General features: G+C 44.5%; 14 protein-coding genes. 5 read left to right on the forward strand and 9 right to left on the reverse strand.

Going from position 1 to position 20772, the window contains the following annotated elements:
- Positions 1–59: 59 nt before the first annotated feature.
- From G6053_RS20140 to G6053_RS20160, 5 genes are read right to left on the reverse strand one after another with little or no spacing between them, the layout of a single operon-like run.
- Positions 60–1625: a sodium/solute symporter gene (locus G6053_RS20140; protein ID WP_108633155.1), complete on the reverse strand. Its 1566-nt coding sequence runs from the start codon at positions 1623–1625 to the stop codon at positions 60–62.
- Positions 1606–2997, reverse strand: a complete 1392-nt coding sequence (locus G6053_RS20145; protein ID WP_165308145.1) for a hypothetical protein — start codon at positions 2995–2997, stop codon at positions 1606–1608. Before G6053_RS20145 ends, G6053_RS20140 begins: the two co-directional genes overlap by 20 nt.
- Before the next feature lie 3 nt (positions 2998–3000).
- Positions 3001–3771 (reverse strand): SDR family oxidoreductase, encoded by a 771-nt coding sequence (locus tag G6053_RS20150; protein ID WP_165308147.1) that lies wholly within the window; start codon positions 3769–3771, stop codon positions 3001–3003.
- A gap of 13 nt (positions 3772–3784) precedes the next feature.
- A complete protein-coding gene (dgoD, locus tag G6053_RS20155) occupies positions 3785–4963 on the reverse strand; it encodes a galactonate dehydratase (RefSeq protein WP_108633152.1) in 1179 nt (392 codons plus the stop codon).
- Between the two features lie 8 nt (positions 4964–4971).
- Positions 4972–6294 carry an aspartate aminotransferase family protein gene (locus G6053_RS20160; protein WP_165308148.1) on the reverse strand — a complete coding sequence of 441 codons (1323 nt, stop codon included), beginning with the start codon at positions 6292–6294 and terminating at the stop codon, positions 4972–4974.
- 159 nt (positions 6295–6453) lie between these two features.
- Here G6053_RS20160 and G6053_RS20165 point away from each other — a divergent pair, with 159 nt between their 5' ends.
- Positions 6454–7251: an SMP-30/gluconolactonase/LRE family protein gene (locus G6053_RS20165; RefSeq protein WP_165308149.1), complete on the forward strand. Its 798-nt coding sequence runs from the start codon at positions 6454–6456 to the stop codon at positions 7249–7251.
- A 38-nt stretch (positions 7252–7289) separates the two neighbouring features.
- Here the strand turns inward: G6053_RS20165 and G6053_RS20170 are convergent, their stop codons facing one another.
- From G6053_RS20170 to G6053_RS20185, 4 genes are all read right to left on the reverse strand, one after another.
- A complete protein-coding gene (locus tag G6053_RS20170; protein WP_108633149.1) occupies positions 7290–7928 on the reverse strand; it encodes a GntR family transcriptional regulator in 639 nt (212 codons plus the stop codon).
- 70 nt (positions 7929–7998) lie between these two features.
- The gene (locus G6053_RS20175) at positions 7999–10722 is read right to left on the reverse strand and encodes a hypothetical protein (RefSeq protein WP_165308151.1); all 2724 of its coding nucleotides are present in this window, start codon (positions 10720–10722) and stop codon (positions 7999–8001) included.
- A gap of 55 nt (positions 10723–10777) precedes the next feature.
- On the reverse strand, positions 10778–12394 hold the full coding sequence (locus G6053_RS20180; protein ID WP_165308152.1) for a RagB/SusD family nutrient uptake outer membrane protein: 1617 nt from the start codon (positions 12392–12394) through the stop codon (positions 10778–10780).
- Between the two features lie 11 nt (positions 12395–12405).
- Entirely contained in the window at positions 12406–15522 is a 3117-nt protein-coding gene (locus tag G6053_RS20185; protein ID WP_165308154.1) for a TonB-dependent receptor, read from the reverse strand.
- Positions 15523–15896: 374 nt separating this feature from the next.
- Here G6053_RS20185 and G6053_RS20190 point away from each other — a divergent pair, with 374 nt between their 5' ends.
- The 4 genes from G6053_RS20190 to G6053_RS20205 are packed head-to-tail and all read left to right on the forward strand — an operon-like array spanning position 15897 to position 20764.
- Positions 15897–17420, forward strand: a complete 1524-nt coding sequence (locus tag G6053_RS20190) for a PQQ-dependent sugar dehydrogenase (RefSeq protein ID WP_241254779.1) — start codon at positions 15897–15899, stop codon at positions 17418–17420.
- 4 nt (positions 17421–17424) lie between these two features.
- A complete protein-coding gene (locus G6053_RS20195; RefSeq protein ID WP_165308156.1) occupies positions 17425–18657 on the forward strand; it encodes an Nramp family divalent metal transporter in 1233 nt (410 codons plus the stop codon).
- A 7-nt stretch (positions 18658–18664) separates the two neighbouring features.
- Complete coding sequence (locus G6053_RS20200) at positions 18665–19687, forward strand: NAD-dependent epimerase/dehydratase family protein (protein ID WP_108633144.1); 1023 nt, start codon at positions 18665–18667, stop codon at positions 19685–19687.
- An 18-nt stretch (positions 19688–19705) separates the two neighbouring features.
- Complete coding sequence (locus tag G6053_RS20205) at positions 19706–20764, forward strand: dihydrodipicolinate synthase family protein (RefSeq protein WP_108633143.1); 1059 nt, start codon at positions 19706–19708, stop codon at positions 20762–20764.
- Positions 20765–20772 lie beyond the last annotated feature (8 nt).

Genomic DNA, 20772 nt, shown 5'->3' on the forward strand with positions numbered 1-20772 from the left:
ATTGGTAAAAAGATATTTCAATTACGATACTTTCATAAGGAATCGTCCAACAAGTTAAGTTAAAAATAGCGCACATAAAAATACAGCACCATCACTGTAATAATGATCCACCAGAGGGTTGGATTCCGAAAGCCACGGTAAGAAGCTCGATCCCCTTCGGGCATCTGAAACGAATCGCGTGTCAATATCAGATTTTTCAAACGCGCTTCCGGAACGGCCGGTGTACATAGACTGACCAGTACACAGGCGATCATACAGGTCCAGAACACAATGCCGGTTCTGTTAAAAAATGGCATGTCAGGAAGTAAATACTCCAAAAGCAACGAAAGTGGAATGGTCAATAAGCCAGCCGTTAATGCGCCCTGTGCCGTAGTCCGCTTCCAAAAGACCCCCATCAGAAACATGGTAGCGATACCCGGTGTAAATAAACCATACAGATTCATCAGGTAGAGAAATACAGGTTTGTCGGAATAACTAATCAATACGATAGCACTCATAATACCAAGTACAATGATGACAACTCCTGCACGTTTACCAAAGCGGATCGCTTGATCATCAGAGGCGTTTTTATTGATGTATTGACTGTAAATATCCACCGTGAGTATGGTAGTACACGAATTTATAGCGCCTGAAATATGGGACATAATCGCAGAGATGAGACCAGCCATGACCAGCCCGATCAGCCCTTTAGGCAACAGTGTTTCCACGAGCGTCGCAAATAACAGATCCGGCTGATCCAAATGCGGTAAAAATTTGGGTGCTACCAAAGCGGGGATGGTTATGATCAGCGGCACCAGAAATTTAAGGTAATCACCGAAAATAACCCCCATACGGCCATGCCATTCATTTTTTGCTGCCAAGACACGCTGAACAATAAATTGATTGGTCGCACAATAGAATACGCTGATACAAAGCAAACCTCCCAGATACATTGTCCAGGGAAAATCGGGATCAGACGCCGGATAGAACATCTTCCAGTCTTTGGATGATTCCACGACGGATTGAAATCCGCCCGCCGCATTAATGGTAGCGAAGGTCAGGACAATACCGCCGAGCACCAAAATAACAAGTTGCACCATTTCAGTCCAGATAACGGCTTTCAGCCCTCCTAACACGGTATACAAGCCCGTCAAAATCGCCATTCCGAAAATACTATACAAAATGGGAATACCAAATAAAGCATGTAAGGAGAGTCCGCCCAGATAGAGCACCGCACCGATCTCCACAAATACATAGGTAAATAAAATCAAGATTGCATAGAGTACCCGTGTGGCATTTCCATATCTTTTTTCAAGATATTCTGGAATTGTATAAAAACCATTGCGGATGTAGAAAGGCAGAAATATCCAAAGCAGCGCATTAAAACCGATCAATATGGCCCCCCATTCCAAAGTGATGGCCACAAACCCACGGCTGTAGGCCGCTCCCATGGCGCCGACAAGATGATGGCTACTGATATTTGCGGCAATAATACTCCCTCCGATCATCCACCAGGGCAACTTATCACCAGCCAAAAAATAGTCCCGTTTGGACGAAGAACTTTTTTTCGAAGCATATAATCCCAATACGACGATACCGACTATGTATACCGCAAAAATAATGACATCAATCCAATCTAGTTTCATCGGTCAGTAATGTTTGAATTCCTAATTTCGTTTGTTCAATAAGTATCTCGAGGCTACCCCGTTCGTAAGGACTCTGCCATACGGCATAGATATCTTTATCATAGAGCTGCGCTGGCGCGAGGTAGCCCACATAACCATTGGCGATATTGATAAAGACAATGGTATGATTGGGAAATTCGGCCCGTATAATTGACTGGTAACAAGAGTATGCTTCATTGGCCTGAGCCACCAAAATCGCGTCCCCCATTTTCCAGAGCCATACCGGAATGTTTGCTTCGCGCTGATCGGCAATGGTTTTGCGGGTATTGTATTTTCGCCAAAGGCGGTCTTTTATAACCCGATCCGAACAGCTTTCGTACTCCTCGAAAATAGACTCAAGGCTCGGTAAGTTTTTGTAGGGTACTTGAACCGTATGCACAAGTTGCTTAAATTCAGTCGATAGCACCTGTTTCTGAAAACTCCAACAAGCTAAAGGTGCTCCCGAAATTAACGCTTTGTCAAACGCCCAACGCTGAGCTGCATGATCCTCCTGAGCCAACGTTGCAAGCACCGCATAGCCCAACTGTCGACCATTGGCTTCGACCAAAGCAGGATCTTTGACATATTGACGCTTGGGAGCCAGATCACCTGATGCGCCCTGTAGGAACAAACAGGGAACTTTCACGACCGCTTCCACCGTATGCCGCATTTCACCAACAAAATCCGGAGAAAGCAGTTCATTTTCGTGGGCAAAGCTCGTCGGATGACAGGCATAATTGCAGATCAACGCCTTCAATTTTTCGGTGTTATCGTATACACGTCCGAGCAATAAGGTATGATCAGCTTCTTTTACAGGATTAAACCCGATGAGGTATTTGCCATTAAGTTCCAGATCCCGATTACAGGCCAGATCACATACCCCATAACTCCAATGTAAACTTCCTTCGAACAATTCATCCTTTGCCTGCTGGATACAGCTGATCGCCTGCGCTTTTAAGAATTCCAGATACGGTGGAATCAACTCACCTCCGGGTTGATGTATATCCGTAGAACAGATACTGGGGCCAGCATGCGTATGTGAAAGTGTAAAGACCAGCTGTGATGCTGTCAGATTGAAATGATCAAGCAATGCAAAACGCAATGTCCGTTCGTCTTCCGCATTTTTCCACCAGCCCAGATCGGCTGTCAATATAATGGCAGGAGGAGAATCAACAGGCGCCATATAGAGACAATGCATCAGCAAGGGTTGGTGCACGCCAACAGCCCGATCAGCAGTAGCAGCCCCCCAATTGCGTGAGTAGATCCCTAAGGTAGGTGTAATATCGCATTGGGCAAGTCCAATTTTGGCCTGTAAACCACCTGTTGTTTCTTTTCTTGGATCCTTTTGTTCCATGATCTAAGGTCTAATTAATGAGAGTCCCCCATCCAGTACGATACTTGTCCCCGTCATCTGTCTACAATTGTCGGAGCATATCCAAAGCACCTGTTTGGCGATTTCCTCCGCTTCGAGGATATCCCCCAGCGGCACTACCGCGGCAGCCTTTTTTTGAAGCGCGGCATCCTTGGACCAAACCACTTTACTCAACCCCGCGTTGACATAACCGGGTGCAATTTCGTTGACACGGATTCCATCAACAGCATATTCGAGCGCCATGGCTTGACAAAGCATCCGTAAGCCAGCTTTGGAAACACTGTATGCGGGCAGGTTCTGATGCACGGCATGCCCTGCCCAACTACCCAAAAAGACAATATTCCCGCGAACACCAGTAGCAACAAATGATTTCGCACAGGCGTTGGCCAGAAAAAAAGCACCGTCCAGATTGACTGCCATTTCATTTTTCCATGCCGCATTGCTGAGCTCCCGAAAATTTTGAATCGTGACACAGGCCGCATTGGCAATACAGATCGCTATTGTTCCGAGCTCCCGCTGTATACGATCAACCCAAGCCTCTACCTGATCAGCATCTGAGACATCAACCTGATCGTAAAATAAGTTGGTCTGAGATTCATCGAGCAAAGGCCACCGTTCTTTCGCAAGCGCTGGCACAAAACGATCCGCAATACAGACAATTGCCTCCGACGTCAGAAAAGCCTCGGCTATTGCCCTGCCAATATCACCAAGTCCACCACTGATCAAAACTACTTTGTTTTTATATTCTGCTCTCATATCTACTTAAAATCTACCAGTCACCAACACTGCCATCTTTGTAAAATGTACGCTGTAAAATTTCCTGCTGGAACGGGTGCTTTTTCACTTCTTCTTCATTGATTTCAATACCCAGACCGGCACGTGTATTGGGGAGGACAATGCGGCCTTTTTCTTGCACCGTAAATCCTTCACTGACGACATCTTGCCGCCATTCAACATCTTTGTGAACACTTTCACAGATGATGTACGAAGGTGTTGCAAAGCCCAACTCGATAGAGGCAGCTGTGCTTACAGGTCCCTGTGGATTATGTGGCGCCATGGACACGCGATAAGCATCCGCCAAAGCAGCTATTTTACGGGCTTCGGATAATCCACCGCAATGTGTAATATCAGGTTGAATAACACTTACCGCACGTTTTTCAAGCATATCCCGAAAAGCATGCACACCGATCAGGCGTTCGCCGGAAGCGATAGGTGTTGCCACTGCCCGTTGGATCAGGGCGATATCCTCCATGGTTTCGGGCCAGCATGGCTCCTCAAAAAAGTACAGACCATAAGGTTCCAGCGCTTTGGCAAATTGCATGCCCATGCGTGGGCTAGGACGTGCATGACAATCTACCATAATATCGATATCATCACCTACGGCATCGCGCATTGCCTTTACACAGGCTTCAGCATATTTAATCGGACGAAGCCCTTCTAGGGACATCGTTTCCGGAACAGCCATGGATTTAAAAGCCGTAAAACCCTCATCAACAGCTTTCAAGGCAAGATCGCCAAAACGTTTAGCGTCGTCCGGTGCTGTTTCGTAAAAATCTTCCATTCGGCCACCACCCAAATGACAATAGAGACGGATATAATCCCGTACACGACCACCCCACAATTCATGACAGGGCACGTTATGAATTTTACCTAAAATATCCCATAGGGCGATATCAATACCACTGATTGCCGTTCCGCGGACAATTCCGTTCCCATGCCAAAAATGCTGACGGTACATCATCTGCCACAGATATTCAATGCGCCGTGGATCCTCGCCGACCAACAGCTGAGATATATCTTTAATTGCACCAACGACACTTTGTGTATGCCACTCCAACGTCGCCTCACCCCAACCCCAAAGTCCGGGCTGATCGGTTACAATTTTAACAAAAATCCAATTTCGCATGCGCGCATGGCATACAAAGGTTTCGATAGCGGTTATTTTCATAGTTAGGGTTACAAAGTTTTTATTACACGTGCTGTCGCTTCTAAGGTCCGGTCAATATCATCTTCCGTATGCGCAAAGGAAATGCTTCCCTGCTTAATTGCAGCCGGGAAATTAAAGATCCCTTCTTTTATGAGATTTTTGCGGTAGCGGATATCCAGTTCGAAATCATGATTATCCAGAATATCGTGAAAATTAAGCGGCGCATGATCCATAAAGTAAGTACAGAAGGCCGAGCCTTGACGAGCGACAAAAAATGGTATGCCTAATTTAGGAAATATTTCCTGATATCCCTGTTCCAAACGTGCGCCCAAACGTTCAACATGCTTATAGACTTGGTGCTCAGGACTAGAAAGTTTCTTCAATGTTGCAATTGCCGCAGCCGTAGTCAACGGAAAAGCATTGAATGTTCCCGCAATCATGACCCGCTTGGCTTTATCTGGATCAACAAAATAATCCATATACTTTTTCTTTCCCGCTATCACGCCCAAAGGATAACCATTCGCTACCGCCTTTCCAAAGGTGGAAAGATCTGGCTGAACACCACAAATGGATTGATAACCACCTAAAGCATGTCTAAATCCGGTCTTTACCTCATCAAAGATCAACAAGAAACCCTGCTCATCTGCGAGCTTACGAAGTCCTTCCAAGTATCCCGGTTGCGGCTTTACGATACCAATATTCTGTAAAATAGGTTCCAATAAAATACAGGCTACCGAATACTTCTGCAGCACATAGCGAACACTATCCAGATCATTGTAATTGATGATATGTACCAGATCACTATGGTTTTTGGGAACCCCGGCACTCAGTGAGTCAAATGGGTATTCACCAGGACTTTGATAAGATCCGATATCAGCTTTTTGACTGATTACATTGCAGGCCACATCATTATGCCAACCATTGTATCCGCCCTGCATGACGATGATATGATCGCGTCCTGTTACCGCTCGGGCGATCCGGATCGCATGATAAGTGGCCTCGGATCCCGTTGTGGTGATCTGCACGCTCTCGGCATTGGGCACCGATGCACAAAACAGTTCCGCAAACTCCCCTTCCAATAAAGTGGGCCCTGCTCCCATCAGCACCTGTTGTTCCTGAAGCGTCTTCAATACCGCAGCATTGACATCTGGATCATTATGACCAAGAAAGGAAGCGGCAAATCCAGCCTGATAATCGATATAACTATTTCCGTCGATATCCTCCACATGGCTACCATTTCCCTTAACGAAGCAGATATTGGGATCCGACTTTCTGTTCAACGATACCACACCTCCTGGTATCCATTTTGCATTCTCGCGCAGTATTGCGGCTGATCTTTCGTTTTCTTGCATGCTTATTAAAAGTTTTGCTTTTATTATTTTTATAATTGGGGTGACTGCTTCGTATCTAATCCGTGATACAGCAATCTTGTATTTAAACACATACTGTTTTATGTATACCAAATTACAATATTTTTGTATACATTTAAAATAAATTTTAAAATAATTCAGATGAACATACTTATTGACGACCTACATTTTCCAGAAGGCCCCGCCTTTGATCATCAAGGCAATATATGGCTGGTAGAAAAAAATGCCGGCAACCTGATTCGTTACCGGGACAACAAGTACGATCGCATACCTGTTGACGGGCATCCCAACGGAATTGCTGTTGCGCCAGACGGAACAATCTGGTTCTGCGATGCATTACAAAACAGCATACGTAGGTATAATCCCACCGACAACAGCTGCGACACCCGCCTTAATAAACTGGACAACAGGGTATTAAAAATGCCCAATGATTTATGTTTTGACAGCAAGGGAAACCTGTTATTTACCTGTCCGGGAAGCGAATTGACAGATGGAACGGGCTACATCTGCTGCCTACGGACCGATGGCACCGCTCAGGCAGTCCATCAGAACATGTACTATCCAAACGGGCTAGCCTTTGCCCCCGACAGCAGCAAACTATACCTTGCTGAAACAGGCAGTAAATGGATTTGGAAAATGAACTGGAATGCCTTATCATGCCAAATGGATTCCATTGAAAAATTTGCACTTGCAGGTGGACAGATCGGACCCGATGGGATCGCATTTGATGAGGAAGGCAATTTATTTGTTGCCATATATGGCTCTTCGCATATCTTAGTACTGGATCAATACGGTACAGCCACTGAAAAAATTCAAACATCAGGACAAAACCCTACCAACTGTGCGATAGACCCATCCGGGGCGATGGGATTAATTATTACAGAAGCAGAAAAGGGTCAATTACTCCAACTGAATCACATAAAAAAGGGGATATTATAGTCTATATCCCCTTGTCTTTCGTATGTTCCAGCGAGACTTTACACAAGCTCCAAAGCTTCCTGCTCACCTCGATCGAGGTGATGCACCAAAGTCTCATAAGCCTTGTTCCAATCATTCGCTTTTAATGCATCCACAATTGCACGATGCTCTTGTTCGGTGTCCAGATAATCCTCCATCTGCCCAAGAATGGCCCCTAATTTCATGTGAAATAAAGGAATATTGCTATTTTTATAAATAGCGATTAATCTGGAATTGCAAGTACCTTCGATAATTCGTTCATGAAAGCGTACATCGGCCTCACAGGCGCCACCATAATACCCTTTGCTCACCATATCCGAAAAGTCATTGCAGATCAATTCCAAATCATCAATCAGTTCGTTATTCTTTTTTGAAAACAAAATCTTTAAAGCACCGACTTCAAGCAATTCACGCAGTTCACGGATATCCCGCACATCCTCGACGGTCATCTTTTTCACAAAGCAACCTCCTTTTTCACCAAATTCCACCAGACTCTCTCCCGCCAAACGCATAAAGGCTTCGCGAACAGCTACCCTGCTTACAGCCAACTTATCAGCCCAGGCGCTTTCGACCAACCGCGCCCCACCAGCGAGCTGACTTGATAAAATCTTCTTGCGGACTTCCAAATAAACCTTATTGGCAAGCGAATCCTCTTTCATATTGTATACAATTTTCTACAAAAATAAGAATACAAAATCATTTAAAAAATTTAAACAATATATTCCTTTACTAAAATGTCCCCTCACGGGCACCATACTGTCTCCCCCGTGACAAATAGAATAGTTCTGCCTTAGATTTCCAACTGGTCGTATGATTCCCTTTGAGGATATTTATATTAAAGCTACTATTTTTCGATGGATTTTTCACATTCCAGAAACCATCTTTCAGGCCCACGACAATCACTTCGTATTCTTGATCCGCAGGAACAGCGATTTCAATCGTTTTATCGAGATACCGATCGGGTTTGGCTATAACGAGCATACGGTCTGCAATCCGAATCAAGTAATAATCTTCCTTTTCCTCGTAATTCACCTGTAATTTTGCTTCGGCACTTTCCGCCATTTGAAAAACCGTCGCATAGCTCACCTGTGTGCTTTTAGCTTTTGGACTAACCAAAACCCGCGCCCCGCGCGCCTCAGGCCAGGGCGATTTCACCTGATACAGGTCCCCAAATACAAAAGCCGTGGAATCACCGGCATAAACTTTCACCTCCCGATCGACCACAGCAGGCTTAAACATATCGACATAAGTCGTTCCACCCACATTCTTAAACTGACTATTCAAAACAAACCCTGCTTCATTAACGACCGGTTTATTCAGCGTATTAATCTGCCAGTAGGGCTGAAATTCGCTATTATTGGTTTTCAATTCATCCAATAACACAATCGCAGCAGGCACATCTTTCCGTTTCAGATTCAAAAACAGAAAACTCTTTGCATACGACTTTACTTTAGACGAATAGGCAGCAGTAAGGTCCACATTAAAGTAACTGTAAGCAGGTTGGATAGGATCCGCACCAAACGCCGAAGCCCTGATTTCCCCAGTATGGTACCAGGAGTCACCGAGCACTTCCGCTACGGTACGCGGAAAACGCTGACTAAAGCGTGTCCCACCATCATTAGTTTTGGTCCTGAATAAAAGCGGTTCAGCAGGATCGCGAACCAATAGCATACTATGCGCCGCGGAGCGCTTATTAAAATTAAAGTCATAAGGTGATCCATAAGAAAGATATAAACCCAGATCACCCACCTGAATACCATGATGATAAATCTGCAAGGCACCGGCATCCGCATGTTGATGATTTCCAAAATGATAACCGCCGCCTTTAATCTCAGCAACAACCTCCTTACTTGTTTTCTCCTCACTCCATCCCGTCCGGGCGACCATAGCCCCCAAAACCGATCCAAAATCTTTGGTCAATGGCAGCTTTGAGCGATCGAAATCTGCTTTGAGCTTCGGATCATTTAACAACAGAAACAACACCGGATTGTCGGGCAAACCACCCTGTTTCAAAAACTCTGCCTTGATCATCGCATTTCCCGAATAGGCATAACACAGCAGCATTGTCTGGGGATTTTTCCAATAAAAATCATCACTGGAATTATACTTCACATTAAACATATCACCGTCGCGCAGCATTTTACCGTCAGGCGTACGCATGTACAACCAATAATAGGGCATATTCTTGATGTTATCATCAAATACGGGATAACCCAACATACGGTAATACAACCAGGCTGCATGCATTTCCCAGCCAAAGCGATAACCACCATAATCAACCCCCTGGTTGTGCCTTGGGGACTGATATTCGAACTTACGCATCGGCACAAGCTGCTCCAGAACACTATAAGCAACATATTTATAGGGCTCAGGATCTTCATCATATACCGCCAAACTCCAGGACAGCATATCCCGGCAGATCTGCGCTTCGTTACCATGACCGTTAATAATACTTTCCAGTCCGTAAAATGGCGGCCAGCCCACCTCCATATCCATGACCAATCGCTTAAAATCCTTCCGCATCTGACTTTTAACACCGGCATCCATCAATGGATAACACCAATCATAGACCAGTGCCCCTGTATAGATCGCACGCCCCAATTCGCGGGTAATATCACCGTGTGTTACATTCCCAAATTCCAGAACTGACAAATAACGCGAGACCAGATCCACAGCTTCCCTGCCAACTCGTTCATCCTGCGTCATAAGGTAGTAAAAAGCTTTCTGCTCAATGATATGCTCTAGCCCTTCATTGTAAAATATTTCCTGATGTTCATTGGTCGGAAAGGTATAGGGAGCCAAAGCCGAGACTTTCACTTTATTCCATGCCGGACCATTCTCTTCAGATAAAAGCCGCGCCCTGACAACAGGCAAGCTTTCTTTATTCACCCACAACCTTGGCCTTTCTTGCGGCGGCGTAATTTTAGGCTGATAATGTGCAGCCTCTAAAGGTGCCACAGGCGGAACATAGGGCCTGATGCGTAAGCCCTGCAACATTAAATTTGCAGGCAGCCAGATTTTTAATTTTTCCGTTGTATTCAGGAGTTCAAATTTTCCAAGCTCCTGATGCCCACCTTTCAGTTTATCATACACGATACGTTTTGTCACCCGCTGTCTACCCAACTGAAAATAGGCGACTTTTGTCAGTAAGCCCGTTTCATCCTCCTGTTTTAACCGCTCCAGATCCCGGGGCCGAGCATCTGACTCCAGCACATACCACCCTGCCTGCGGCACCTTAACCGCAACTTCAATATCTGCCAAACGATCAGGGTAACCTGAAACGGGAACGGTTTTCAACACCAGCCCCCGCTCACCTTTTCCTTTTGGTTTTTCATAAACGACGGTCTTTTTATTTAAGTCACCCCGACTCAAATCAACTAGAATCTCTTTTTGCTGCGCATGGGAGGCCGACGTTGACACCAACACCAAAAACAACGAAAAATATATTTTCATCCAACTCATTACCAATGATACAATATAACTATTTAGCCAACAGCCGGAAGTATTTTTACTCCCAACCTGGATTTTGTGTCAAATTTGGATTCACATCCCTTTCTGCCTGCGGAATAGGCCACAGATAATAATGATCCGGGAATCCCCGCTGCCTGATCTGCGTCCCGTTAAAATCTGTCATCCAAACTTTATCCACGACATCTTTTGCGATTTTCCATCGTCGAATATCCGAATACCGCTGCCCTTCACCGGCCAGCTCTACCATACGTTCGTGACGTATCTTCTCACGCATCAGTTCCTTACTCAAACCAGAAGGCAGATCAGGCATTTTAACTCTTTTACGAACCGCATTCACTGCATCATAGACCGTTTGATCAGGTGCACCCAAGGTTTCATTCTTTGCTTCAGCATACATCAAAAGCACATCCGCCAGGCGAATCAACGGAAAGTTTTGCGGCATATTATCCTGAAGCGTATAAACAGAACCTGTCTCCACAAATTTGCGCCATGCATAGCTACCATTTGTCCACACGGGCACATAGGCATTCGGGTCGGTGCTCGCTACCGGAAACTTGTAGAGATAAGTCACGCCACCTCTCCCCACAAAAGTTGACCACGGCACAACAATGGACTGCTGCAAGCGCGGATCGCGTTTTTCAAATAGCTTACGCACCGAAGCCTCGTCTTTCCAATCCTCCGCACTATTGGGGTTAAAAGGCTGCCCTTTTGCATTGGTATAATTCGCAAAATTAAAAGCCGTTCCATCTTCCATATCAAAAGCATTGACAAGCTGAGGCGTGGGTCTTGTCCTTTGGGACCCTGTCGTCGCACCTCGGGCATTACCGTAATTACGGTCGGTCGCTATACCGTGCCCCTGTTCAGCAATATATTGCACATCAAAGATCACTTCACTATTGTTATTGCCGGCAACCCGAAACAAAGTATGGAAATCAGCAAGCAACTTGCGGTCACTGTTATCCATCAGCTCCTTAAAATCAGCAGCAGCTTTTGTATATTCCTTCGCCCAAAGATGTGCTTTGCCCCGCATGGCGAGGGCAGCCCATTTGGTCACACGCCCCTTATTTGAAGCATCATAAGTATCCGGCAATGTCTCATAAGCTTCGGTCATGTCTTTAACAATAAACTCGTACACCTCTTTCTCTGTATTCCGGGGCTCATAAGATTCATCCACATTAATAGGAGTTTCATACAAAGGAACTCCACCGAAATAATCCCATAATTTAAAATAAAAATACCCCCGGAAAAACTTAGCTTCGCCAATACTCCGTTTTTTTATAGCGTCACTCATTGCGATAGCAGGAATATTCTTCAGGGCCGTATTTGCACGATACACTCCTTTAAAAAAGATCCCCCAGGAGGTGAGGTAAAAACCTGCGTTGGCAGGAAAAACACCCGTTGTCAATCCTGTTGCAAAAGACTGATAGGATATATCGGTAAAATCATCCATCATCCCATAAATCACGATACTATTGGTAAATTCCCTATTGGCATGGTAAAGGGTATTCACCCCCATGACAGCATCTTGCTCAGACTTCCAAAAACTCTCCTCCGAAAGACCGACCAGTGAGTTTCGGTCCAAAAAATCACTACAAGAACTTAGTAGCGCCAATGCAAATGATGCAATTATTATTTTGTTAAATTTCTTAATCATGGCTTTTCGTCTTAAAATGTTACATTTAAACCAACTACCCATTGTTTCATTAAGGGATAAGAGACACTGGCGTTCTCCGGATTATAACCTTTGAACTTTGTGAATGTAAAGTAATTCTCCAGATTAGCGAATACACGTAACCTATCCACTTTAAATTTTGCCGAAGCCTCTTTTGGCAAAGCATAGCCCAGCTGTAGCGATTTTATTCTCAAAAACGAGGTATTATGCAGCCAGTAGTCACTGTATACGGTATTTAAAGCACTGCCCGAAGTACGCAGTCGCGGATATTCGGTAGAATGGTTTTCAGGTGTCCAGCGGTTTAATATTTCCGCATTCTGCAAGAAACCTTCATTGATGTTGAAGGTATTAAAACCATCGTTACCCCAATATTGCTTCACACCACTAACACCTTGTGCCACGACGTTCAGATCAAAACCCTTAAAACCTGCATTCAGACTCAATCCATAGGTAACTTTAGGCAATCCCGAATAATTCTTGACAACCCTATCCTCCTCATTGAACACCTTGTCGCCGTTCACGTCTTTGTACAACATATCCCCCGGTTTAGGTTCTCCGCCCACATATGTCCCAAAAGTATAACCATCAGCCTTCAATTGATCAATTTCACTTTGGTCCTGTATAATTCGATCAAATTCAAGCATATAAAAACTATTGAAAGGCTTTCCTTCCATGGTAATATAACTTTCATTGATTGATCTATTGCCGTTGAACTTAATCACTTTATTGTTCAGGAAGGACAGGTTACCATTCAGACCGTAGGACCAATCTGCACCTATTTTCCCAAAATATCCAAGCTGGAGATCAACCCCTCTGTTACGCATCTCGGCAATATTCTGCCAGGGTGGCGAGAAGTTACCCATAACCATAGGAATAGGGATCTTTGTCAGGATATCCGAGGTGTTACGATCAAAATATTCCGCGCTAAAAGTCAACCTATTATTTAACAAAGCAAGATCCAAACCGATATTAGCGATCGTTGTCGTTTCCCACTTAATTTTACTGTTCGCAATTTCCTTTGGCGCCACCCCTTGCTTCAGCTGACCACCAAATGGATACAAATAGGAACCGTATACGACTTGATAAGTATAATCGCCGATTCTATTATTCCCCAGCTTACCCCATGAACCACGAATTTTAATTTCATCAAATATAGCTTTCAAAGGCTGCGCAAACTCCTCTTCTGTTACACGCCAGCCCGCTGAAAAGGACGGGAAGAACCCCCACCTATTCTCCTTTGCAAATCGGGAAGAACCGTCATAGCGAGCATTTGCTTCAAATAGATATTTCCCTTTAAAATCATAATTCAAACGACCAAAATAAGACTGAAGAGCATCATCTGTTCCGGAACCATTGATCGCTTCAAGGTTTGCCCCCGCATCCAGAATATAGATCGCATCATCCCCCAATATATCATTCTTTTTTGCATCAAATTTATCCATACGGTTATACTGCTGATCAAAACCAAGCAATACCGCCAAATGATGATTGTCCGCAATTGTTTCACGGTACCGCAACAGGGTATTCAGCACCGTTGTATAATTACGGATACTACCATTGAACAAACTACTTACGCTTGGCTTTTTTTGATATTCCAATCCGGTCTGTAAGTTCCACAAGGAGTAAGGCCGCACATATTCCCAATTCCGGTTATTGTTGTAATTAAAACCAAAACTACTCTCCCACTCCAGATTTTCCATGAAATTCACTATACTAAAAAACTTAAGCCCAAGCTTTTGCCTTTCGTAGTCACCCCGAATATTATCTACATAAGCTCTTGGATTAGACCCCTGAGGCAGCCCCGGAAACATCTCCCCTCCATAACGGCCGTCCTCATATTGTGGTACGACCCCCGGTGTCGTATTACGGATCGCTCCAAAAAAGCTATTCACATCCAGAGGCTGCCGGTTTGACCAGGTACCAAAAACATTTCCGCCCAAGGTCAAGATATTCTTGATCTTCGTATCGGCATTGATCCGAAAATCATATTTTTTGAAACCGGAATTATCCACCACCCCCTTGTTATCCAGAAAACCCAAGGACATGGCAAAATTTCCTTTTTTACCGCCGCCACGAACAGACAGTGTATGTTCGGTTAACGGCGCGGTATTCAGCATTTCCTTGTACCAATCTGTATTTGGATACAGCGGATTACCTGCCGCCGACTCCTTTCTCCAGGTATCAATTAATTCAGCGCTATATTTTTCCCGCCCTTCCGACTCGTTAACAAGCTCCATATGGGTTGCCATATCAGTTATAAAATCGATATTTTTAGCCACTTGCTGACGCCCGAAGTACCCATTATAGGTTACAGTAAAATCTTCTCCCTTCCCGCGCTTGGTGGTTACCAGTATAACGCCATTCGCAGCCCGGGAACCATATATTGCAGCCGATGACGCATCCTTCAACACGGATATACTTTCCACATCATTGGGATTGACATCATTCAATGCACCGGGCACCCCGTCAATGACAACCAAAGGAGAAGCATCATTCATCGTCCCCTTACCGCGAATCAACAGATCAAATCCTTCTGCACCGGGACTACCGGAGGTCTGCGCAATATTAAGTCCAGATGCCTTACCGACCAAAGCGGATGCTAAATTCATGTTTGGTCGGCTCACCGTTGACTCATCAAACCTAACACTGGAAACAGAACCTGTCAGCGTCTCTTTCTTCTGCTTACCATAACCAACTACAACGACTTCATCAAGCGTACTTTCATTCGTTTCAAGCACCAAAGCCTGCACATCCCTTGCCAAAGCCACCTTTGTACTAAAACCGATCAGGCGAAACTGAATCTGATCCGAAGAAGACCCATTCAATTTGAACCGCCCCTCCTGATCTGTCACCGTAACGGATGAGTTTTTAAGATTGCGCACCTCCACTCCAGCCAGTGGCTGACCTTTCGCATCGAGCACCTGCCCAACGATCTGCTGTTGAAAATTTACTGCGCTCCCTGCCGAATTAAGAACGCGTTGAATAGGAATCTTTTCCAGATAGGGAAAAGAGGGAACAGAGGCAAACGCACCCATTGAAATAAAAGGCAGTCCAACCAAAAGACAGTTCCTGTTTATCACATCCCGTATTTTAATCTGTTTTAGTATCATGAATACTCAGGTTAAAGTGGTTAAATAAATGATTTATAAGCTCTTCAGTTTATTGGTATTTTAAAGAAGCGGCATTTCGTTTTATAATTTACAATGACTTCGCTCCTATACTTTATCATAGTGAATACAATAATATATATTTTTTGTATACAATTCAATATTTTTTTTACTTTTTTACAAAGCATCCTCCCTAATAAACACAGATCAACCTAGTAAAACTATCTATAGAATTAACTAATAACAACACTAAATCGAATTTAGCAATGCGTATCTAATAATTTTGTATACAAATTACATTATTTTTTGTATATTTATTTTTAATAAACTAATTTTGACATAACCAGATAAATCAAAAAAGTAACCATTGACCGACAATGAAACAACAAATAAACTATGTTTGGTTATTGCCATTGATGTTCTTTCTGTCTTCCTGTTCTACAAGGGACGAAAAGGAGACAGTGATAATCAATAGCATCCAATTGGAGAACAGCATACTTTCTTTATCCAAAGAGGCCACTGGCCTACAAGTTCCATGGGACTTACAATACGATCATGTAAACGGGGCTATTTTATTTTCGGAAATTGGCGGAAGTATCCGAAGGCTGGATATACAAACAAAAAAGGTCAGTTTAGTCGACAGCCTAAAAGACGTCTACCATCAGCGTACGCTCGGCTTGTTAGGTATGTCCCTGTATCAGCCTGAACACGAGCAGGCCTACCTCTATCTGTCGTATACCAGTAAAAGAGACAGCCTTATTTTTTCAAATTTGTACCGCTACGATTATAGTGCCGATGGCAGACTGTCCAACCCTAAGCTCCTGTTGCAGATACCCGGCAATACCGGACACAATGGTTCGCGTGTCATTGTATCTTCTGACAAGAAAGTGTATTGGGCGACAGGCGATGCGGCAAGTGATACCTTTGCCCAGGATAGCTGTTCGTTAAATGGAAAGATCTTACGGTTAAACTTGGATGGTACGATTCCTTCGGATAATCCGATAGCAAACAGTTATGTTTATGCCTGGGGTTTCCGTAATATGCAGGGACTTACCCATAACGACAAAGGAACAATCTACACCTCCGAACATGGGGATGCCATTGAAGATGAGATTAATCTTATCCAGCCCCTTAAAAATTATGGCTGGCCGCAAATTGAAGGTATGATTGATACCGAAAAGGAAAAAGCTATAGCCAAGCTAAGCCCTCGAACTGAACCGATAAAATCGTGGACACCAGTGGTTGCCCCCTCCGGAATGGCTTATTATGGTGCCGCAACCATCCCTGAATGGCAGAACAGCTTGATTTTAGCAACGCTAAAAAACCAGTCCTTACGGATTCTGAAATTATCAGCCGATGGCAAAAAGATAACCGATGAAAAAGTTTTATTTAAAGATCAGCTTGGCCGCTTGCGCTCGGTTTTGGTTTTACCCAACGGTGATATCTATTTCTGTTCGAGCAACCGTGACTGGAATCCGCAAAAAGGATTTCCGAAGCCAGATGACGATGTTATTTATCGGCTTCGGCTTTCAGACAAGGCGGCCGCTCCCATCCTTAAGCCACAAACGGCCAACAGTATCGCGCCGACCGTAAAAAACGGGCAAACATTATACGATTCCTATTGCGCTTCCTGTCACAAATCTGACGGTAAGGGACTGACAAATACATTTCCGCCATTAACACAGTCAGCCACGGTCATTGGTGAGCCCAAACCCCTATTAAAGCTGCTTTTACATGGACTGAACGGTCAGTCGATCAATGGGGTCAACTATGAGGGTGCAATGCCGGCATTTTCGTTTCTCAAAGACGAGGAGATCATCGCGGTTGCAAATTATATTCGAACTCATTTTGGGAATAATGCCTCTAAAATCAACCAACAGAACTTAACCTCATTACGCTAAATTTATGGAACAGCAACAAGCTCCCAAACGCTCCTTATTCAAGAACTGGTTATCCATCCTGGGACCGGGTGTCATTACTGCGGCTCTGGTTTTCGGTCCAAGTAAAATGACCATTACATCAAAAATGGGCGCCGATTACGGTTTTTCACTCCTTTGGGTCGTCGTTGTCGCCATCTGTTTTATGACAGTTTTCACCAATATGGCGGCACGTATCGGCATTGCCCGTGACGAATCCCTCCTCACTTTAATCCGAAATAAATTCGGGAAGACAATATCCATTGTTATTGGCATCGGTATTTTTCTCGTCGCCACCTGCTTCCAATCGGGCAACGCCACCGGGGTATCCATTTCCATTTCGGAGGCAACAGGAACAAATCCGCAAATTTGGATTATTGTGTTCAATGTGATCGGTATTCTGCTACTCTTCTTTAAATCATTCTACGCACTGCTGGAAAAATTAATGCTGGCATTGATTATTCTTATGCTCTTTGCCTTTCTTTCAACAGCGATTATGATTGAGACCCCTGTAGGCGACTTTCTTAAAGGATTTGCACCAAGTATCCCACCTGGCTCAGTCGGCCTGATCATTGCTTTTACGGCTTCCTGTTTTTCCATTGTGGGCGCTTTCTATCAGAGCTATCTCGTACAATCCCGGCGCAAATTATCCGGCGACCAGCAGACGACCCAAAGGCAGCTCATGGGAAGCCGGATCGGTATCATTATCCTGGGCATTATGAGTGCCGCCGTAATGGTATGTGCGGCGAACACACTCCATCCTCAGGGCATCAAACTGCGTTCGGCTGCTGAAATGGGTCGTGCGCTGGAGCCACTTTTGGGAACTTATGCTTCGCACCTCTTTTTCGTCGGACTGTTTGGAGCCTCTTTTTCGTCCTTAATTGGAAACGCCGTCCTCGGCGGATCATTACTCGGTGATACCTTTGGTTATGGCAATAACCTGAACCATCCGAAAGTCAAGCTGTTCATTTCCATGGTTATGATTTTTGGTTCTGTCATTGCCCTTTTCTTCGGAAACCTACCCTTGGAACTAATTGTTTTTGCACAAAGTATCACCATTTTCCTTGTCCCTTTTATTGGTATTATCCTATTTCTCATCGCCAACGATCAGGAGATCATGGGCGATCTCCGAAACAAACCATTGACGAAATTGTGGGCCGTCCTGGGACTTGTATTGCTCGTCGCCCTCGCTATCAGTAATTTTTACAATTTAATCAAATAAATCAGCTATGGATAACAACACTTTAGCAGCATTAGAGCAACAGATACTCGCGCCATCGGCGGAGCTCATTGAAGACATAAAAAAAATCCAGGGAGACATCCTATTCTTAGGAATCGGCGGAAAAATGGGGCCAAGCATGGCTAAATTGGCTATTCGGGCGATTGAGGCTGCTGGCATTAAAAAAAAGGTTATTGGCGTATCGCGCTTTTCAACGACAGAATTACAGCAGGAATTAGAAGATATCGGTGTCTCGACTATTGCCTGCGACCTATTGGATCCCAATCAGCTCAAGGAGCTTCCGCAGGTCCGCAATGTTATTTACCTGGCCGGGCATAAATTTGGCACAACGGGAAATGAGGACTTCACCTGGGCGATGAACACCTACCTCCCCGGAATGGTTGCCTCCCATTTCGAAAAATCCAATATTGTCGCCTTTTCATCGGGTAATGTACTTCCTTTTGTGCCCATCAATCGTGCCGGAGCATCCGAAGAAACTACACCAGAACCTGTGGGTGAGTACGCACAATCCTGCTTGGGCCGAGAGCGCATTTTCGAATATTTTGCCAAGAAAAACCATACACCGACCCTTATCTATAGACTAAACTACGCTGTCGATTTTCGCTATGGTGTATTGGTTGAAATAGCAAAAGCTGTCAAGGAGCAATTGCCCATAGACCTGACAACCGAAAACGTGAATGTAATCTGGCAAGGGGACGCGAATGAAATTGCTTTAAGATCCCTATTGCACTGCCAGACTCCTGCAAAAATATTGAATGTGACCGGTCCTGAAATCCTATCTATACGTTGGATTGCTGAGCGATTTGGCGAACATTTCAACAGTACACCGGTATTTATAAACCAAGCTGCAGGAACAGCCCTGCTCAACAATGCCTCTGAATGTCACCGCCTATTTGGCTATCCAAAAACGACCATCCGGGAAGCCATTGCTATTACGGCACACTGGTTAATGAACGGCGGTGAGCTCTGGAACAAAGACACCCATTTTCAAGAAAGAAAAGGGAAATTCTAAAGAAAAACAATTATTCCAATGAAAAAATTAGACGCTAATTTACAACAACATCTCCAGGCAGGAACGGTCATCCCCGCCCATCCCCTGGCTCTTCATGAAGACCGCAGCATAGATGAAGAGTCTCAACGCCTTTTGACAAAATATTACATCGCAAGCGGAGCTGGAGGAATTGCCGTCGCCGTACATTCCACCCAGTTCGAAATTCGTGATCCAAAAATCAACCTATTCGAAACTGTTTTAAAATGGGCCAGCGAAGAGGTGGACAAGGCGCAGCTTCAACGCCCCTTTCTTAAGATTGCGGGCATCTGCGGACCTACCGAGCAAGCGATACAGGAGGCAAACACAGCACTTATATATGGCTATGATATTGGCTTATTAAGTATGGGCGGGCTCAACGGATGGACAGAAAAGGCTATACTTGATCGGGTACGTGCAATTGCCGCTATCATTCCGGTATTTGGATTCTATCTCCAACCCTCGGTGGGCGGACGTATTTTTTCCTATTCCTTTTGGCAGGAGTTTGTTGCGATAGAAAATGTTGTTGCTATCAAATGTGCTTCTTTCAATCGCTACCAAACACTGGATGTCATGCGTGCGCTCGCAAATTCAAATCGTAGTGATCAAATCGCCATGTATACAGGCAATGATGACAATATTGTCAATGACCTAATGACCACTTATCAATTTCCAGTGAACGGGAAGATTGTTGAGATTGATTTTAAAGGAGGCTTACTGGGTCATTGGGCCGTGTGGACGCAAAAAGCAGTAACACTTCTGGATGAAATTAAGGCTTACAAATGCAATCCTGATAATCAGACAGCAAGTCACCTATTAAGCAAAGCCATTGCAATAACCGACAGCAATGCTGCATTTTTTGATCCGGCAAATGCTTTTCACGGCTGTATACCGGGGCTCCATGAAGTCCTTACGCGTCAGGGCTTGATGAAAGGTACTTGGTGTATCAATCCAAAGGAACAACTATCGCCGGGGCAAAAAGAGGAAATCGACCGTGTGTACAGCGATTATCCAGAACTAAACGACGATGCATTCGTACAAAATTTCTTAGGTCTAAGATAACTTACTGC

It is taken from the genome of Sphingobacterium sp. DR205, from assembly GCF_011064245.1.
GTDB lineage: Bacteria > Bacteroidota > Bacteroidia > Sphingobacteriales > Sphingobacteriaceae > Sphingobacterium > Sphingobacterium athyrii.

Coding starts and splice junctions, on each gene's coding strand:
- G6053_RS20140 (WP_108633155.1), bottom strand. CDS start 1,625: ATGAAACTAGATTGGATTGATGTCATTATTTTTGCGGTATACATAGTC.
- G6053_RS20145 (WP_165308145.1), bottom strand. CDS start 2,997: ATGGAACAAAAGGATCCAAGAAAAGAAACAACAGGTGGTTTACAGGCC.
- G6053_RS20150 (WP_165308147.1), bottom strand. CDS start 3,771: ATGAGAGCAGAATATAAAAACAAAGTAGTTTTGATCAGTGGTGGACTT.
- dgoD (WP_108633152.1), bottom strand. CDS start 4,963: ATGAAAATAACCGCTATCGAAACCTTTGTATGCCATGCGCGCATGCGA.
- G6053_RS20160 (WP_165308148.1), bottom strand. CDS start 6,294: ATGCAAGAAAACGAAAGATCAGCCGCAATACTGCGCGAGAATGCAAAA.
- G6053_RS20165 (WP_165308149.1), top strand. CDS start 6,454: ATGAACATACTTATTGACGACCTACATTTTCCAGAAGGCCCCGCCTTT.
- G6053_RS20170 (WP_108633149.1), bottom strand. CDS start 7,928: ATGAAAGAGGATTCGCTTGCCAATAAGGTTTATTTGGAAGTCCGCAAG.
- G6053_RS20175 (WP_165308151.1), bottom strand. CDS start 10,722: ATGAAAATATATTTTTCGTTGTTTTTGGTGTTGGTGTCAACGTCGGCC.
- G6053_RS20180 (WP_165308152.1), bottom strand. CDS start 12,394: ATGATTAAGAAATTTAACAAAATAATAATTGCATCATTTGCATTGGCG.
- G6053_RS20185 (WP_165308154.1), bottom strand. CDS start 15,522: ATGATACTAAAACAGATTAAAATACGGGATGTGATAAACAGGAACTGT.
- G6053_RS20190 (WP_241254779.1), top strand. CDS start 15,897: ATGAAACAACAAATAAACTATGTTTGGTTATTGCCATTGATGTTCTTT.
- G6053_RS20195 (WP_165308156.1), top strand. CDS start 17,425: ATGGAACAGCAACAAGCTCCCAAACGCTCCTTATTCAAGAACTGGTTA.
- G6053_RS20200 (WP_108633144.1), top strand. CDS start 18,665: ATGGATAACAACACTTTAGCAGCATTAGAGCAACAGATACTCGCGCCA.
- G6053_RS20205 (WP_108633143.1), top strand. CDS start 19,706: ATGAAAAAATTAGACGCTAATTTACAACAACATCTCCAGGCAGGAACG.